This is a genomic window from Amycolatopsis sp. TRM77291, from assembly GCF_054166285.1.
In genome coordinates this window covers 1,180,159-1,194,452 of record NZ_JBSZHF010000001.1, presented here as the reverse complement: position 1 = coordinate 1,194,452, position 14,294 = coordinate 1,180,159, and the positions used below count along the sequence as shown (strand labels likewise).

The window sequence follows — 14,294 nt, the reverse complement described above, 5'->3', positions numbered from 1 at the left end:
CTGAGACGCAAGACCCGGCTCATTCGAGGTCGTTCTCCTGCCGGTGACCGCGACGCGCGTCACGGTCGTAGATGCCGAGGACGTCGCACGGACCGCCCTCGGCGCCGATCGCGTGCGGCATCATCGTGGGGAACTCGGCGGCCTGGTTGGTCTCGACGCGGATGCGGCGGTGGCCGAGCATGAGCACCGCGGTGCCGGACAGGACGACGAGCCATTCGCGTCCCGGATGCGCGCGCATCCGCGCCGGGTTCTCGGGCGGCGGTTCGGTCATGCGGTGCCGCATCACGGTCATATCGGGGTCGCCCTTGATGGTCCAGCGCATCCGGCCGTGCGGGCCGTCGATCGACGGGCTGGTGACCACGTCGTCGGTCGCGGTCTCCACCAACTGGTCCAGCGTGGTGTCCAGCGCGCGGGCGAGCGTCACCAGCTGGTCCAGCGCGAGCCGGCGCTGCCCGTTCTCGATCCGGCTCAGTGACGACTGACTGAGGTGCGCGCGGGCGGCCAATTCCTCCAGTGACCAGCCCTGCGCCACCCGCAGGGCCCGGATGCGTTTGCGCACGAGGCTGTCCAGATCGTCATCTTCTTGCGTCATGAGCAAGATTGTATGCCTTGCTCGCAAGAGGCGGTTAGCTTCGGCTTCGACTCGACCTGCCGTCCGAAGGGAATCCATGAGTACGAACCAGCTCGCCCCCGCCGCGGAAGCCGATGGAGGGGCGACACCGGACGCGCGCCGGCTGCGCGCGATCCTGATCTCCGTCTCGATCGCGCTGATGGCGGTCATCGCCTCGGTGTCCGGACTGAACGTCGCGCAAACCCAGCTGGCCGTGGAGTTCGGCGCCTCGCAGACCACGATCCTCTGGATCATCAACATCTACACGCTCGCGCTCGCCGCGCTGCTGCTGCCGTTCGGCGCCGTCAGCGACCGGCTCGGCCGCAAACCCATGCTGATCACCGGACTCCTCGTCTTCGGTGTGGCCACCGTGGCCGCGGGTCTGGCTCCGTCGGCGGGGGTCATGCTCGCCGCGCGGGTGACCAGCGGCGTCGGCGCCGCGATGATCATGCCCATCACGCTGGCCGTCATCACCTCCACCTTCCCCGAAGACCGGCGGGGCAAGGCGATCGGTGTCTGGACCGGCGTCGCCGGAGGTGGCGGCATCCTGGGCATGTTCCTCTCCGCGCTCCTGGTCGACGTCGCAGACTGGCGCTGGCTGTTCGTCCTGCCCGCCCTCCTGACGGTCGCGGCGCTGGTCACGACGCTGACCTCGGTGCCCAACTCGCGCGAGACCTCGGCTCACCGCTTCGACACCGTCGGCGCGCTCGTCTCCGTCATAGCCGTGGCCGCTCTCATCTTCGTGCTGCAGGAAGGTCCCGAACGCGGATGGGCCTCCCTCGCGACGCTGATCAGCCTCGCCGTCGGGGTCGTCGCCGCGATCTGTTTCGTGGTCTGGGAACTGCGCCGCCGCGATGCCTCGCTCCTGGACGTGCGCCTGTTCCGGGAGCGCGGCCTGGCGGGTGGCTCGATCACGCTCCTGGTCGTGTTCGGTGTCCAAGCGGGTATCGCCGTGGTGCTGTTCCCGTTCTTCCAGGCGGTGCTCGGCTGGTCGGGCCTGCTGTCCACGGCGGCCCTGATGCCGATGGCCGTCGCGATGATGCTGACCTCCGGGCTGGCTCCCAAGCTCGCCGCGCGGGTGGGCGGCCGTTCGACCATGGCCACAGGGATCGCGCTGGCCGCCGCCGGACTGGTGTCGATGGCCGTGCTCGTCTCCGTCGACGGTGGCTACCTGACGATCCTGCCCGGCATGATCGCCATGGGTATCGGCATGGGCCTGTCGATGGCCCCGTCGACCGAGGCCATCACCGCTTCCCTGCCACGGGCGAAGCAGGGCGTCGCCTCCGCCCTGAACGACGTCACCCGCGAGTTCGGTACCGCGCTCGGCGTCGCCCTGCTCGGAGCGTTGGTGGCCACCGGCTACCGCGGCGCGATCGACGGCCGGTTGACCGGCATCCCCCAGGAAGCCGCGGACGACGCCCGCGAGGGTGTCGCCAACGCCGTCGCGGCGGCGGAGCACGCCGGCCCGCGCGCGCAGGAGCTGATCCACGCCGCCCAGCAGTCCTTTGTGGACGGCTGGCAGCAGGCCATGTGGGCGGGCGCCGCCGTGCTGGGCGTCCTGTTCGCCTACATCGCCGCCCGTGGTCACCGGAGACTGTCATGAAATCCTAATACCGTGTCGGGCACGCTGTCCGCTGACAGCACAAGCACGCCACGGGGGGACATCCGATGCTCTTCCAGCTCCTCGGACCGATCGAGGTCACCGTACCCGGCAGGCCGCCGCTCGCGATCAAACCGGGCAAGCCGACCACCGTGCTGACCGCGCTGCTGCTCGACCGTGGCAAGTGGGTCGGCGTCGACCGGCTGATCGACGCGGCCTGGCATGGCCGGACCGCGCCGGCGTCGGCCGGGGGCAACCTGAAGTCCTACATCTGCGGGCTGCGCCGCGCACTGGCACCCGCGGCGGACAGGACACGCATCGAGAGCAGGCCCGGCGCGTACCGGATCGTCGTCGACCGCGAGGACACCGACGTCGACCACATCGGCCGCGACTTCGCCGAAGGCCGCGAGGCGCTCCGCGAAGGCGATCACGAGCGGGCTGCCAAGCTGCTCACCGACGCGCTGGACCTGTGGCGCGGCACGCCGTTCGATGGCCTGCGCACCCCGGACGCCCTCGCCGAAATCGCCAGGCTGGAACGTCTGCACACGCAGATCCGCGAGGATCTCGCCGAAGCCGACCACGCGCTCGGCAAGCACCTCGACGCGGTCTCGCTCCTGCACGGCCTGATCGACGAGGACCCGCTGCGCGAGCACGCGTGGGCGAGGCTGGTGACGGTGCTGAACGAAACCGGTCAGCGCAGCGAAGCGCTCGCCGCGTTCCGCCGCGCCCGCGCGATCATCGTGCGGGAGCTCGGGGTCGAACCGGGAGCCGCCCTCACCGACGCTCACCGGACCGCGTTGCTGGGCCACGCCACCGGATACCGTCAGGCCGCCTGACCTCCACCTCGTGAGCGGCGATTCGGGACCGATCCCGATGANTCGTGCGGGAGCTCGGGGTCGAACCGGGAGCCGCCCTCACCGACGCTCACCGGACCGCGTTGCTGGGCCACGCCACCGGATACCGTCAGGCCGCCTGACCTCCACCTCGTGAGCGGCGATTCGGGACCGATCCCGAATCGCCGCTCACTGGTTCGTGCTATTTGACCGTGACCGTGGCGCTGGACCAGGACGAGCCGTCCGGGCTGGACGTGGTGACCGTCCGGGTCTGGCCCGGCTTCAGGCCCTTGCTGTCCACCGATACGTGCCCGGTGCCCGTCCGCTTTTCGGTCTGCTTCCGGCTCTCGCTGCTCTTCCCCTTGTCCTTGCTGTGCTTGTGCTTTTCGGACTTGAGCTTCTTCAGCTCGCTCTTCGCCTTGTCCAGCTCGCTCTTGGCCTTCTTGACCTCGTCGCCGGCCTTGTCGACGAGCTTCTTGGCCGTGTCCAGCGAGCCGTTGGCCCTGGCGACCGACTCGATGATCTTCTTCGCGCTTTCCCGCACGACGGGAGCGGGCTTCTCGACCACGATCATGCGGGGCCGGAGCTCGGCGCGGCTGTCCTTGGTGACGGCCGCCTTGACCACCGGGAGCCGCGTCTTCTGGCGTTCCACCTTCTTCACCGTCACCGCGGCGGGCTTGATCTTGGCCACCTGCTTGACCGGAACCGGTTTCGCGGCCGGAGCCGCGGGGATCGCGGCGGGCGGCGCGACCTGCTGGACGAGCGGGTTGACGGGGGCGGCCTGCTGCTGCGGGACGGCGGCCGGTTTCGGCGCGGTGGCCGCGGCCGGGGCGGGGGTGGCGGACGCGGTCGCTTCGTCGGCCCCGTCGAAGGCGCCGAAGGTCCACGCTCCGACGGCGGCGGTCGTCAGGCCCGCGACGCCGAGCACGCCTGCACGCTTGATGTTCATGGGATACCTCGATTTCCTGTTGCCCGCCGTGACGTTCACAGCTGGGGCTCGTCTTCGTGACGGCGTTCGTAGAACTCTTCGGCCAGGGAGCGGCCCATCAGGCCGCCGAAGATCCCGGCGGCCACGCCGACGGCGATGCCGACGGGGGTGGCGATGACCAGTCCGGTGGTCACCCCGAAGACCAGTGACGCGGTCCCACCGCCGAAGCCGGTGACCGCGCTCTTGCTGAGCGGCTTGTCCTCGTGTTCCAGGTAATAGTCGTACTCGACTCGTTCGTCGTCCTCGGTGTCCGGAGTGGACGGTCGCTGGTTCAGCCACGCCTCCTCCGGGATCACCAGATACCGGGGCTGCGGGGCGCGCGGGACGGAGAACTTCCGGAAGGCCGCCCACAGCGACAGTGCCGGTCGTTCGGCGAGGTTCGTGGTCATGGCGTTCAGCCCCGGTCGCCGGTCATGATCTTGACCGGCTTGTCGTGATCCTTCATCTTCTTGGCGCTCTCCCGGAGCTTCTTCAGCTCGCCTTTGGCCTTCTTCAGGTCGTCCTTGGCCTTGTCCAGCACCTTGCCCGCCCGTTCCACCGCTTCGTTCGCGGTGTCGACGGCCTTGGCCTTCTCCCGCAGATGCTCGGGGATCGTGCGCGGAGCCGTCTCGGCGACCGCGGCGCGGACGACGAACTTCTTCTCCGGGAGGACGTTCGCCAGTTTCGGCACGGCCGTCTTCACCACGCGAGGTTTGACGACCGCCGCCTTCTTCACCACCGGTACCGGCTGGGCCGGCTTCTTGACCGGCTGCGCGGCCTTCACTGTGCGCTGCACCGGAACGGCCTGTTTGACGACCGGGGCCACGGACACCTTGGCCGGCACGACCGGGGCCACGGGCACCTTGGCCGGCACGACGGGGGCCGCCACCGCCGGCGGCGGGGTCGCCTTCCGCGGCGCGGCCGGTTCGGTCCGCGGCTCGGCTTTGGGCTGGGGTGCCGTCTGCTTCGGCATGGCCGGAGCCTGGACCTGCTGCGGTTCGGCCGCCTGCGCGGTGTCCTGTACCGGTTTCTCGTCGGGCCGGTCGTCCACCATCGCGTTCGCGGTGGTGGCGCCGATGGCCGCGGTGGCGAGACCGGCGACGCCGTAGACGGCCGCCCGCCGGAGATTGTTCTTCTGCTTCATCCGTCCCACCTCGCTTGTTCCGTGGCGTCGCTGCTGAGAAGCAGCGTGGCGCGGGACGGTTCAGCGCCGGTACATCGGCGGTTCATCCGCACTCCCGCGATCGCGTCCTCCGCATTACTCTGCGGATATGCGACCGGAGGACGGGGAAGCGCTCGGCAGCGGATCGGCCGGTGCCGTCTTCGCCCTGCCGTCGGACGAAGGCGACGTCGCGTTCAAGGTGTTCCCCGGCAGGCTGTACGAACGCACCCGCCTCCGGCTGGAACACGAACTGGAACGGCTTTCCACGTTGGACGGGCAGATCCTGGTACCCGAAGCCATCGAGGAACTGCCCGACGGCCGGTGCGCCCTCCGCAGCGAACTCTGCACCCGGTCACTGCTCGATCTGGTCGAGAGCACCGGCCCGTTGTCGGTCGCGGACACCCTCGTCCTCGGCTCCGCGATCGCGTCGACGCTCGCGAGGGCGCACGAATCCGGGATCGTCCACGGCAGGCTCACCCCCGCCAACGTGCTGTTCCGCGCGTCCGGGGAACCCGTGATCAACGACTTCGAACGCACCCTGCGCCCGGTGTTCGTCCGGGATCCGGACCACGGAAGCGATTTCCTCGCCCCGGAAGGCCCCCAGGGCGAAGGCGCGGATCTCTACGGGCTCGGCGCCGTGCTCCATTTCGCGCTGACCGGCCTGCCGCCCGGGCCGGACCGGCCGGAGCTTCACCGGGTCGACGCGCCGATCGATCTCCTCTCCCTCACCGAGAACCTCCTCGCCGAAGACCCGGGTTCCCGTCCTTCCGGGATGGCCGTGGTCGAAGAGATCCTCATCGCGCTGACCCCCGAACAGTCCACTATGGACGAAGAGCCACCCGTCGTGGTGTCGCGAGGGATCGAGGGATATCCGCTCCTGACCATCGGACCGGAACCGGCGACGGCACCCGAGCCCCGCAAGAGGTCCGCCTGGCCGGTGCTCGCCATCGGCGCGGCCACCGTGCTCGCGGCCGCCGCCTGGTTCCTCATCCCCGGTTCGCCCGAACCGGTGCCGCAGGCACAGGCGAGTCCGGCGAAGACGAGCACGAACCCGAAACCCGCACCCCGGGTGGAACTGGACGCACCGATCGACCACGGCTCGATGGTCGAGCTGACCTGGCGGGCGCCCGCGGGATTCGACTCGGCCGTCGTCGTCGCGGACGGCACCGGCGAGGCCAAGACCACGATCGTCCGGCAGCAGCGGACGATGAAGTTCCCCGTCGACCCGGGCCGGAAGTACTGCTTCCTCGTCCAGATCACCGACGGCGGCGACGTGCAGGAGAGCGCGCCGCGGCCCATCCGGGGCGCGGTCTGCCGGAAGTGAACCAGGCCCTGTTGTACCGTGGAGGGGTCCACGGTGGAGAGGGGATCCGGCCGTCGTATGAGCAGCGCCTCCGCCACCATCGTGCCCGGCCCCGGCGATACGGTCCTCAAGGTGTACCCCGGTTCCCTGGACCGGGAGACCCGGGCGGCGCTGGACCGGGAACAGGCCGCGCTCTCGAGAATCGCGTCGATCCTGCGGGTGGAGGAGATCGGCAAGCTCGCCGACGGCCGGACGGCGCTGCGCATGCCGCGCTGCGACCGGTCCCTCGCCAGCTTGGCCGAACCCCTGCCGGTCCAGGACGCGCTGATCATCGGCGAAACGGTCGCGCGGGCGTTGGCCGCCGCGCACCGGGCCGGCGTGGTGCACGGTTCGGTGTCGCCCGGGAACGTCCTGATCCGGCGCACCGGCGAACCCGTCGTCGCCGACTTCGGAGTGGCGCTCCGGCGGCGGTTCCCCCGGGACCCGCTGCACGGCCTCGAGTTCACCGCCCCGGAGACCGTGCGCGACCAGACCATGGACGAGCGGACCGACCGCTACGGCCTCGGCGCCGTCCTGTACCTCGCGCTGACCGGCGAGCCTCCACACAGGACGGTCGTCGGCGAGCAGCCGGGCACCCGCATCCACCGCGTGCTCACCGAGCCCGTCGCACCCATCACCCGGCCGGACGTCCCGGACGAACTCGTGGCGCTCGTCGGCGAACTGCTCGCCAAAGACCCGGAGCGCCGGCCGGAGGACCCGGAAGCCCGGCTGGAGCATCTGCACCGGAAACTCACGGCGGCCCGGACCGGCATCCCGCTCGACCTGCCCGCGGAACCGATCCTCGTACTGGAGCCGTCCCGCCCGGAGCAGCCGCCGCCGGAAACCGCGGCATCGAAGCGGAAGTACGTCATCGCGGCCGCGGTCCTGGCCGGGATCTGTGGCGCCGTCGCCGTACCGTGGCTCCTGTCCGGCAGTGAGGAGGCCCCCTCCGCGCCGCCGCCCACGGCCGCTCCCCCGTCGAGCGGCGTCGCGATCCGGCTGTCGCCGCCCGTCGACCACGAAAACTACGTCGAACTGTCGTGGACGTCGAACGCCGAACTGGACTTCGCCATCATCCTCGCCGAGGAAGGCCGGGCGGAACCTCAGGTGATCCTGACGCAGCGGACCAAGCAGCGCCGGGTCGACGTCCGGCCAGGCCTGCGGTACTGCTTCCAGATCCAGGGCAGCAGCCCGCAGGGCACCTACGAGAGCGAGTTCCAGCCGCTCCGCGGCGCCGTCTGCAAGCGCTGAGCCGCACCGCGCGAGGCTCCGTTGAAGGTTGCGAAAGCCACTTTCGCAACGTGCCTCTCCCGGTGGTTTCGCGTGACCAGATGGACGACACACGTGATCAGGCGGACGACTCGCGTGCCGTCCGTTCAATCACGCGTGTCGTCCGTCTGATCACGCGGCGCGGGGCGGGAACAGGACCCGGACGTTGAGCGCCGCCCGCAGCCTCGCCGCCCAGGATCGGCGCCGGAGTCCTTTTCGGACGGTCCGCACCGCGGCCCAGGCCTCGTCGGTGACGTCTGGTGCCATCCCGGACCACAGCGCGGCGTCGACGGATCTCGCCAGCGAGTGCAGACCGTCCACTGTGGACTGATCGCCGAAGACGCGCGCGGTGGCGGCCAGATCCCGCACGGTCATCCCGGCGGTCACCCGGAGACCGTGCGCCCGCAGCCGGTCCCTGGCCTCGGCCCACGCGCCGATCACCGCGTCCCGGCCTTCCTTTCGACGTCGTCGCCAAGCGCGGAACGCGGTCACTCCGGGAACACCCACGCCCCACAGCGCCAACAGGACCACTAGCGCGACAGCGGTGATGATCGCCGCCGTCCGCCAGTTCCCCGCGCCCGACGCGGTGTCCTCTTCGGACTCTCCGGGCGGTAGCGGCGGGTTCTCCATCTTCTGCACCGGCGGCAGCTGGGTCCGCACCTCCGCCACCGCGGCGGCGATCCCGTTCGCGGCCGCGGATCCGCTCTGCGCGGCGGCGCCGGACGGATCGAGCGGAACCCAGCCCACCTTCGCCACGGCGACCTCCGGCCACGCGATGATGTCGGAGTTGCGGACGACGTGCGCGCCGTCGGCTTCGGCCCGTTCCGGCGCGCGGTAGCCGACGACGAGCCGCGCCGGGATCCCCTTCAGCCTGGCCAGCACCACATACGCGGCGGCGAACTGCTCGCTCGTGCCCCGTTTGTCGCCGTCGATCAGGAACCGGCGCAGCTGCGGCCAGCCGTGCCCGGTCGGCAGGTCGTCACCCGTGGCGAGCCGGTGGTTTCCGGCGAGGTACCGCTCCAGCGCGACGGCGGTCTGGAACGACGGCCGCAGGTCGGGCGGCAGCACCCGGTCGGCGAGTTCGCCGATCTCCGGGGGAACCGTGCCGAGACCGCCGAGACCACCCGGGAGCGCGGGATCCGTTCCGGCGCCGATCAGGTCTTCCGGGCCGACCTGGGGTTCCCACCAGCCGAGGGTGTACCGGGGTGGCGACGGCTCCGTCGTGACAAGGGTTCCGCGTGTCTCGTCGACGAGCGCGTCGACGCCGGTGACCGACGCGGGCGACGTCTGGCCGGGGAGCCACGGCCCGGACGGAGCCGACATCTCGATCGTGGCCTGGCGCCTGGCGGCCGGGACCCGTTCTCCCGTACGAGGCGGGATCTCCGCGCCCAGGCGGCGGAAACCACCACCGGGCAGCCAGTTCGAGCCGTCGAACTCGTCCAGCACGGCCAGCGGCCAGCGCCGGGAGGCCGGGGTGTCCCCGGTGTAACGGAACACCTGCGGCGACGGATTCTTGGTCCGGTAAGCGATCTCGGACAGCGGGCTCGTGACGGACTCTTCGGCGAGCGGGACGGATTCGTCGTCCTTCAAGGAGTACGCGGGGCGCGCTAGCGGATCGGCCACGGCCAGCGCGAGCGCGCCGACGACGCCGAGCACCAGGGCGGGCGCGACCAGCTTCAGCAGCCGGGGCACCGCGATCCCCCCGCCGCTGACCAGCAACAGTCCGGCGATGACCGCGTAGCCGATGCCCGTGGCCACCGCGGCGGCACCGGTCACCGCGACGTAGGCCTGGCTCAGCACCAGGACGAGCAGCCCCGGGACGAGCGCCAGCAGTGGCCGGCGCAGCCGGTGCAGCAGTTCGATCCCCAGTACGGCGGCGACCAGGACGGCCAGCGGCACGAACGAGATCAGTTCCGGTTCCGGCCGGGCGGGCCAGGTCGTCCGCAGGGTCAGCTGCCAGCCGTCGACGGCCCCGGCGGCGAGCACCGCGAGCGTCTCCCCCGTCGGGATCCCCGCCGCGGTCGTTCCGGGCAGCGCCGTCTCGATCACCGCGAGCAGCCCCGCCAGTACCGCGATCACCGGCCGCCACGGCACCGTCTTCGGGAACCGCCTGCCGAGTTCGGAGACGCCGTACGTCACCAGGACCACCGCGCCGATCGGCAGGAGCAGCGCGGTCAACCCGAAGACCGGCGCGAAGAGCAGTCCTCCGATCGCCGCCGCGGCGAGTACGGCGACGTCCGCGATCCGCGGGGTCACGACACCAGCTCGTTCCACCGGTTCACCGCCTCGGCCGCGTCCGCCGCGCTGACCCTCCGGGCGCGGGGGACACCCTCGACGCCGTGCACGCCGAGCCCGTCCATCCCGAGGCCGTGCGTGCCGACCCCGAGCACGTACACCGACGAGAAATGCGGCCGGACGGCCGCGAGCCCGCGCAGGTCCGGCCCGGCCCTGCCGGTCACGACGACCAGGCAGCCGCCGCGGACTCCCTTGCGGGACAACGAAACCGGGATCATCGGCCGGTCGGCGGCCGGGTCCTGGCCGACCTCGCACAGCACGTCCAGCAGCCGCCTCGCCGCCTGCGCGCCGCCGAAGGTCGTCAAATCCTCGCCGGTCGAGGTGAGCAGACGGCAGCGGTGCCCGGCCGTCGCCGCCGCGTTCACCAGTGACGCCGCCAGCTCGGCGGCCTCCTCGAATTCGTTCTCCGACAACACCTTCGCCCGGGTGTCGAGCAGCAGCGTGAACCGGGGGTGGTCGGGATCGACGTAGTCCCTGACCATCAGCTGCCCCGTCCGGGCCGTCGCCTTCCAGTGCAGGTGACGGACCTCGTCCCCGACGACGTACTCGCGCACGTCCCGCAGATCCGCCGAACCGTGCAGCGAATCGTCGGTCGCCGGCCCGTCGTGGTGATGGCGGGGATGACCGGTCGCGAGCGCGCGCACGGGATGCAGTTTCGGGTAGACCCACAGCGTCGCGGTGTCACCGGCCGGAAGATGGCGGCGGACCAGCCCGAGCGGATCGGCGCGCTCCAGGATCAAGGGCCCGACCGTGAACCGCCCGCGCCGCCGCGTCGGCAGTTCGTAGTGGTACGTCGCCTCGCCGCCCGGTGGCAGCGGGCGAACCGTGACGGCCAGTTCGGCACCGTGTTCCCCGTGCTCCCGCGCCGTGAACCCGGCCTGCCGCCGCGTCCCCGGGTTGCCGACCAGCAGCCGGGCCATCGCCGGACGCCCGCGTTCGACGCGGTCCGGGAACACGTCGCGACGCACCTCGACCCGCGGGCGCCGGATCGCCAGCGCGATCCCGGCGAGCAACGCGCCCACCGCGGCCCCCGCGAGCACACGCAGCAGTGGGTGGCCGGCCAGTTCGCCCGCGCCGTAAAGCAGTACGGCGGCGACCAGCAGCCCGGTACCGCGTCCTGTGAGCCGCATCCTCGCTCAGACCGCGTTGATCGCGGGCGCGGGCGTCGCCGCCAGCGCCTCGTCGACGACGTCGGCCGCGGAACGCTGGTTGAGCTCGGCGTCGGCGGTGAGCACCAGACGGTGGGCCAGCACCGGTTTCGCGATGAACTTGATGTCGTCCGGCGTCACGTAATTGCGGCCGTCGGTGGCCGCGATCCCTTGCGCCGCACGGACGAGGGCGATGCTCCCACGCGGGCTCGCGCCGTACCGGACCGCCGCGTGGTCCCGCGTCGCCGCGGCCAGCCGAACCGCGTACGAACAGATCGCGGGATCCAGGTAGGCGTCCCGCACCTGGTCGATGGCACGGCGCAGGGTCTCCAGGTCCACGACCGGGCCCAGCTCGTCCGGGCTGACCCGCGCGCAGTCGCTCATCAGCACCCGGACCTCGGAGTCGTGATCGGGATAGCCGACGGAGATCCGCATCATGAACCGGTCGAGCTGCGCTTCGGGCAGGCGGTAGGTGCCCTCCATCTCGATCGGGTTCTGCGTGGCGACCACCAGGAACGGATGCGGCACCTCGTGCGGCACCGAATCGACCGTCGCCCGGCGCTCCGACATCACCTCGAGCAACGCGGACTGGGTCTTGGGCGTGCCCCGGTTGATCTCGTCCGCGAGGACGATGTTGGCGAAGATCCCGCCGGGGTGGAACTCGAACTTCTCGTTGTTCTGGTGGTAGACCATCACCCCGGTCACGTCACCGGGCAGCAGGTCGGGCGTGAACTGGATCCGGTTCCAGCTCCCGCCGATACTGCGGGCGAGACAACGGGCCAGCGTCGTCTTCCCCAGGCCAGGGACGTCTTCGATCAGCAGGTGTCCCTCGGACAGCAAAGCCGCGATCGCGAGCCGGACGACGTCCGGTTTACCGCGCAGCACGCGCTGCACGTTCTCGGCGACCGCCTGGTAGACCCCGGTCGCGGCCGGCTGGTTCATCGTGCCCCCTGTTTCGTGCCCGTCATTTCCAGATGATGGTCTTCGTGATCGGCTCGTAGCCGTTGGGATACAGCGTCACGGTGACCTCATCCCCCTTGGCGCCGGGATAGCGGAAGAGATCCGTGCCGGTGTTGTGCTGGCCGGTGAGCTTGACCCTGAACTCCTCGTTCACGCCGGGTCCGCTGACGACGACGCGGAGCGTGGCGTTCCAGTTCGAGCTCTCGGTGATCGTCCTGGCCACCAGCCGCACCATCCCGTTCCGCTGCGTCACCTCGATATCCGGCCGTCCCTTGGGAATCGTCGGATCGTCCCCGGCCGGGCCGTTGCCCGCGGCGCTCATGGCCTCGACGTAGAACCGGAGTTCGGTGCCCACCAACAGGAAGTCGGCCACGTACTGCCGAGCCGACGGCCCCACGGTGTCCTCGCCGCAGTCCGGTGGGTCATGCGGTTGATTCGGGCCTTCGCTGTCCGGGCACCAGTAGATCCGGTAGCCGGTGATCGGCGAGCCGTTCGCCGTCGCGGGTGTCCAGGTGATGAGCGCGCCGCCGTTGCCCTGCGGTTGCGCGGCGACGTTGCCAGGGGCGCTCGGCGGCTTGGGGACCGCCGGAGTCACCGGTGCGGAACTGGCACCGGGCCCCGTTCCCGCGCGGTTGATCGCCGCCACGGTGAAGACGTAGGAGGCACCGTTCGTCAGCCCGGTGATCGACGCCGTCCGCGTGCCGCCGCCGACCGTGGTCTCGCCACCGGACCAGGTCACCCGGTAGCCGGTCACGGCGGCGCCGTTCGCGGCCGCGGCGTTCCACCGCACGGTCGCGGAGGCGTTGCCCGGCGTGGCCGTCACCGACCGCGGCGCGCCCGGTGGGCTCGCCGCGACGGGCGGGGGCTTCTTCGTCGGCTGCGGCACGACGGGCCGGTCCGGCTTCCCGGCCGGCGCGGGCGGCGGCTGGGGCTGCGTGACAGGTCCTCGCGTGTCCGGAGGGTTCTGGGGCGGCGGCGGAGCCACCGGTTTCGGATCCTGGGCGGGATCGGGAGCACCGGTCACCGGGACCTCGTTCACCGCACCGTCGTGCTCCACCACCAGCACGTGGGATCCGTCCACGCCGTCGACGTAGACCCTGGAGTCCTGGCCGCGCACCGGGGGCCTGCCGCCCTCGCCGGGGATCGGCTTCCTGTCCCGCTCCCGGCCGTCACGGTCGTAGGTGCGCAGTGTCTTGCTGGTGCGGTCGACCACCGCGACGGCGGTCCGCGAGGCGGCGACGCCCGCGTAGTCACCCGGCGGAAGGCCGACGGTCACCGGAGGGGCCTTGGCCTGCGGCGCGGCGTCCACCAGATGCAGCCGCGACCCCTGCGGGTCGAGGATCGCCACCCTGCCCTCGACGTCGTTCGACGCCGCGACCGCGGTCTCCGGGACCTCGACGCCGAGCTTCACCGGATCCCCGAGGCCGGTGACGGCGACCGTCCGCGCGGTGTCGTCGGTGGTGTCCACGAACATCGCGGTGTCACCGACGACGGTGAGGGAACCCTTGTGTCCCTGGGGAATCACGAACGGGCAGGACAGCCGCTCCGAACCGGGAGCCAGTTCGCACAGCAGCCCGGTGTCGAGCCGGTGCAGCCAAAGGCGCCCGTCCGGGGTCGCGACCGGGGTCCCCAGCGGTCCCCCGGCCTTGACGGTGACGGCGTGCTCGCCGAAGCGGCTCACCGTCCCGGCTGCGCGGTAGACGGCGTACGGCCCGCCGCGGACTTCGAGGGTCACCGGACGTTCGGGAGCGGGCGCGGGATGGCTGCCTTCGACCGACAACGTCGACTTGCCGAACTCGATGTTCTTCGAAGGGCCGACGACGTATCCCTGGGTCGGGCCCTGCACGACCTGGCTGTCCTTGTCCGCGCCCGGGACACTCACTTCGGCGTCCGCCCGTTTGCCCGCGCCGTCGATGTGGAACGCCTTGCCGAGCACGGAGTTGTAGATCCAGTGCCCGGTCGGCACCACGTCCAGCCCGGGCAGCGGTTTCGATGCGCCGCCCACGGCGATGCCGACCACCGCGACACAGCCCGCGACGATCAAAGCGATCGGAGCCCTTGCCCGCCAGCGCGCCCCGGCGGTCCCCTTACCTGCACGGATCACATCC

The 14,294-nt window shown here is 71.2% G+C and carries 12 protein-coding genes; 4 read left to right on the top strand and 8 right to left on the bottom strand.

Features of this window, described 5'->3' with window-relative positions:
* Positions 1–19: 19 nt before the first annotated feature.
* Entirely contained in the window at positions 20–592 is a 573-nt protein-coding gene (locus ACXIZN_RS05680) for a helix-turn-helix domain-containing protein (RefSeq protein WP_457952924.1), read from the bottom strand.
* A gap of 76 nt (positions 593–668) precedes the next feature.
* Here ACXIZN_RS05680 and ACXIZN_RS05675 point away from each other — a divergent pair, with 76 nt between their 5' ends.
* Complete coding sequence (locus tag ACXIZN_RS05675; RefSeq protein WP_457952923.1) at positions 669–2,213, top strand: DHA2 family efflux MFS transporter permease subunit; 1,545 nt, start codon at positions 669–671, stop codon at positions 2,211–2,213.
* A 65-nt stretch (positions 2,214–2,278) separates the two neighbouring features.
* Entirely contained in the window at positions 2,279–3,046 is a 768-nt protein-coding gene (locus ACXIZN_RS05670) for an AfsR/SARP family transcriptional regulator (RefSeq protein ID WP_457952922.1), read from the top strand.
* 199 nt (positions 3,047–3,245) lie between these two features.
* Here ACXIZN_RS05670 and ACXIZN_RS05665 read toward each other — a convergent pair whose 3' ends face one another.
* From ACXIZN_RS05665 to ACXIZN_RS05655, 3 genes are read right to left on the bottom strand one after another with little or no spacing between them, the layout of a single operon-like run.
* The gene (locus ACXIZN_RS05665; protein ID WP_457952921.1) at positions 3,246–3,992 is read right to left on the bottom strand and encodes a hypothetical protein; all 747 of its coding nucleotides are present in this window, start codon (positions 3,990–3,992) and stop codon (positions 3,246–3,248) included.
* A gap of 35 nt (positions 3,993–4,027) precedes the next feature.
* The gene (locus ACXIZN_RS05660) at positions 4,028–4,420 is read right to left on the bottom strand and encodes a hypothetical protein (protein ID WP_457952920.1); all 393 of its coding nucleotides are present in this window, start codon (positions 4,418–4,420) and stop codon (positions 4,028–4,030) included.
* Positions 4,421–4,425: 5 nt separating this feature from the next.
* Complete coding sequence (locus tag ACXIZN_RS05655) at positions 4,426–5,154, bottom strand: hypothetical protein (protein WP_457952919.1); 729 nt, start codon at positions 5,152–5,154, stop codon at positions 4,426–4,428.
* Positions 5,155–5,281: 127 nt separating this feature from the next.
* On the opposite strand from ACXIZN_RS05655, the gene ACXIZN_RS05650 reads away from it, so the two are divergent.
* Both ACXIZN_RS05650 and ACXIZN_RS05645 read left to right on the top strand, forming a co-directional pair.
* A complete protein-coding gene (locus ACXIZN_RS05650) occupies positions 5,282–6,496 on the top strand; it encodes a serine/threonine protein kinase (RefSeq protein WP_457952918.1) in 1,215 nt (404 codons plus the stop codon).
* Between the two features lie 57 nt (positions 6,497–6,553).
* Positions 6,554–7,765 carry a serine/threonine protein kinase gene (locus ACXIZN_RS05645; RefSeq protein WP_457952917.1) on the top strand — a complete coding sequence of 404 codons (1,212 nt, stop codon included), beginning with the start codon at positions 6,554–6,556 and terminating at the stop codon, positions 7,763–7,765.
* 150 nt (positions 7,766–7,915) lie between these two features.
* On the opposite strand, the gene ACXIZN_RS05640 is transcribed toward ACXIZN_RS05645, so the two are convergent.
* From ACXIZN_RS05640 to ACXIZN_RS05625, 4 genes are read right to left on the bottom strand one after another with little or no spacing between them, the layout of a single operon-like run.
* Positions 7,916–10,057, bottom strand: a complete 2,142-nt coding sequence (locus ACXIZN_RS05640; RefSeq protein ID WP_457952916.1) for a transglutaminase family protein — start codon at positions 10,055–10,057, stop codon at positions 7,916–7,918.
* Positions 10,036–11,208, bottom strand: coding sequence for a DUF58 domain-containing protein (locus tag ACXIZN_RS05635; protein WP_457952915.1), 1,173 nt, complete (start codon positions 11,206–11,208; stop codon positions 10,036–10,038). The genes ACXIZN_RS05640 and ACXIZN_RS05635 overlap by 22 nt, the downstream gene beginning before the upstream one ends.
* 6 nt (positions 11,209–11,214) lie before the next feature.
* Complete coding sequence (locus ACXIZN_RS05630; protein ID WP_457952914.1) at positions 11,215–12,168, bottom strand: AAA family ATPase; 954 nt, start codon at positions 12,166–12,168, stop codon at positions 11,215–11,217.
* Positions 12,169–12,190: 22 nt separating this feature from the next.
* Positions 12,191–14,290 (bottom strand): fibronectin type III domain-containing protein, encoded by a 2,100-nt coding sequence (locus tag ACXIZN_RS05625; RefSeq protein WP_457952913.1) that lies wholly within the window; start codon positions 14,288–14,290, stop codon positions 12,191–12,193.
* Between the last annotated feature and the right edge of the window lie 4 nt (positions 14,291–14,294).

Excerpts from the sequence above, each read along its gene's own strand:
- ACXIZN_RS05630 (WP_457952914.1), bottom strand. The coding sequence starts at position 12,168 with ATGAACCAGCCGGCCGCGACCGGGGTCTACCAGGCGGTCGCCGAGAAC.
- ACXIZN_RS05665 (WP_457952921.1), bottom strand. The coding sequence starts at position 3,992 with ATGAACATCAAGCGTGCAGGCGTGCTCGGCGTCGCGGGCCTGACGACC.
- ACXIZN_RS05650 (WP_457952918.1), top strand. The coding sequence starts at position 5,282 with ATGCGACCGGAGGACGGGGAAGCGCTCGGCAGCGGATCGGCCGGTGCC.
- ACXIZN_RS05670 (WP_457952922.1), top strand. The coding sequence starts at position 2,279 with ATGCTCTTCCAGCTCCTCGGACCGATCGAGGTCACCGTACCCGGCAGG.
- ACXIZN_RS05635 (WP_457952915.1), bottom strand. The coding sequence starts at position 11,208 with ATGCGGCTCACAGGACGCGGTACCGGGCTGCTGGTCGCCGCCGTACTG.
- ACXIZN_RS05655 (WP_457952919.1), bottom strand. The coding sequence starts at position 5,154 with ATGAAGCAGAAGAACAATCTCCGGCGGGCGGCCGTCTACGGCGTCGCC.
- ACXIZN_RS05675 (WP_457952923.1), top strand. The coding sequence starts at position 669 with ATGAGTACGAACCAGCTCGCCCCCGCCGCGGAAGCCGATGGAGGGGCG.
- ACXIZN_RS05660 (WP_457952920.1), bottom strand. The coding sequence starts at position 4,420 with ATGACCACGAACCTCGCCGAACGACCGGCACTGTCGCTGTGGGCGGCC.
- ACXIZN_RS05645 (WP_457952917.1), top strand. The coding sequence starts at position 6,554 with ATGAGCAGCGCCTCCGCCACCATCGTGCCCGGCCCCGGCGATACGGTC.
- ACXIZN_RS05680 (WP_457952924.1), bottom strand. The coding sequence starts at position 592 with ATGACGCAAGAAGATGACGATCTGGACAGCCTCGTGCGCAAACGCATC.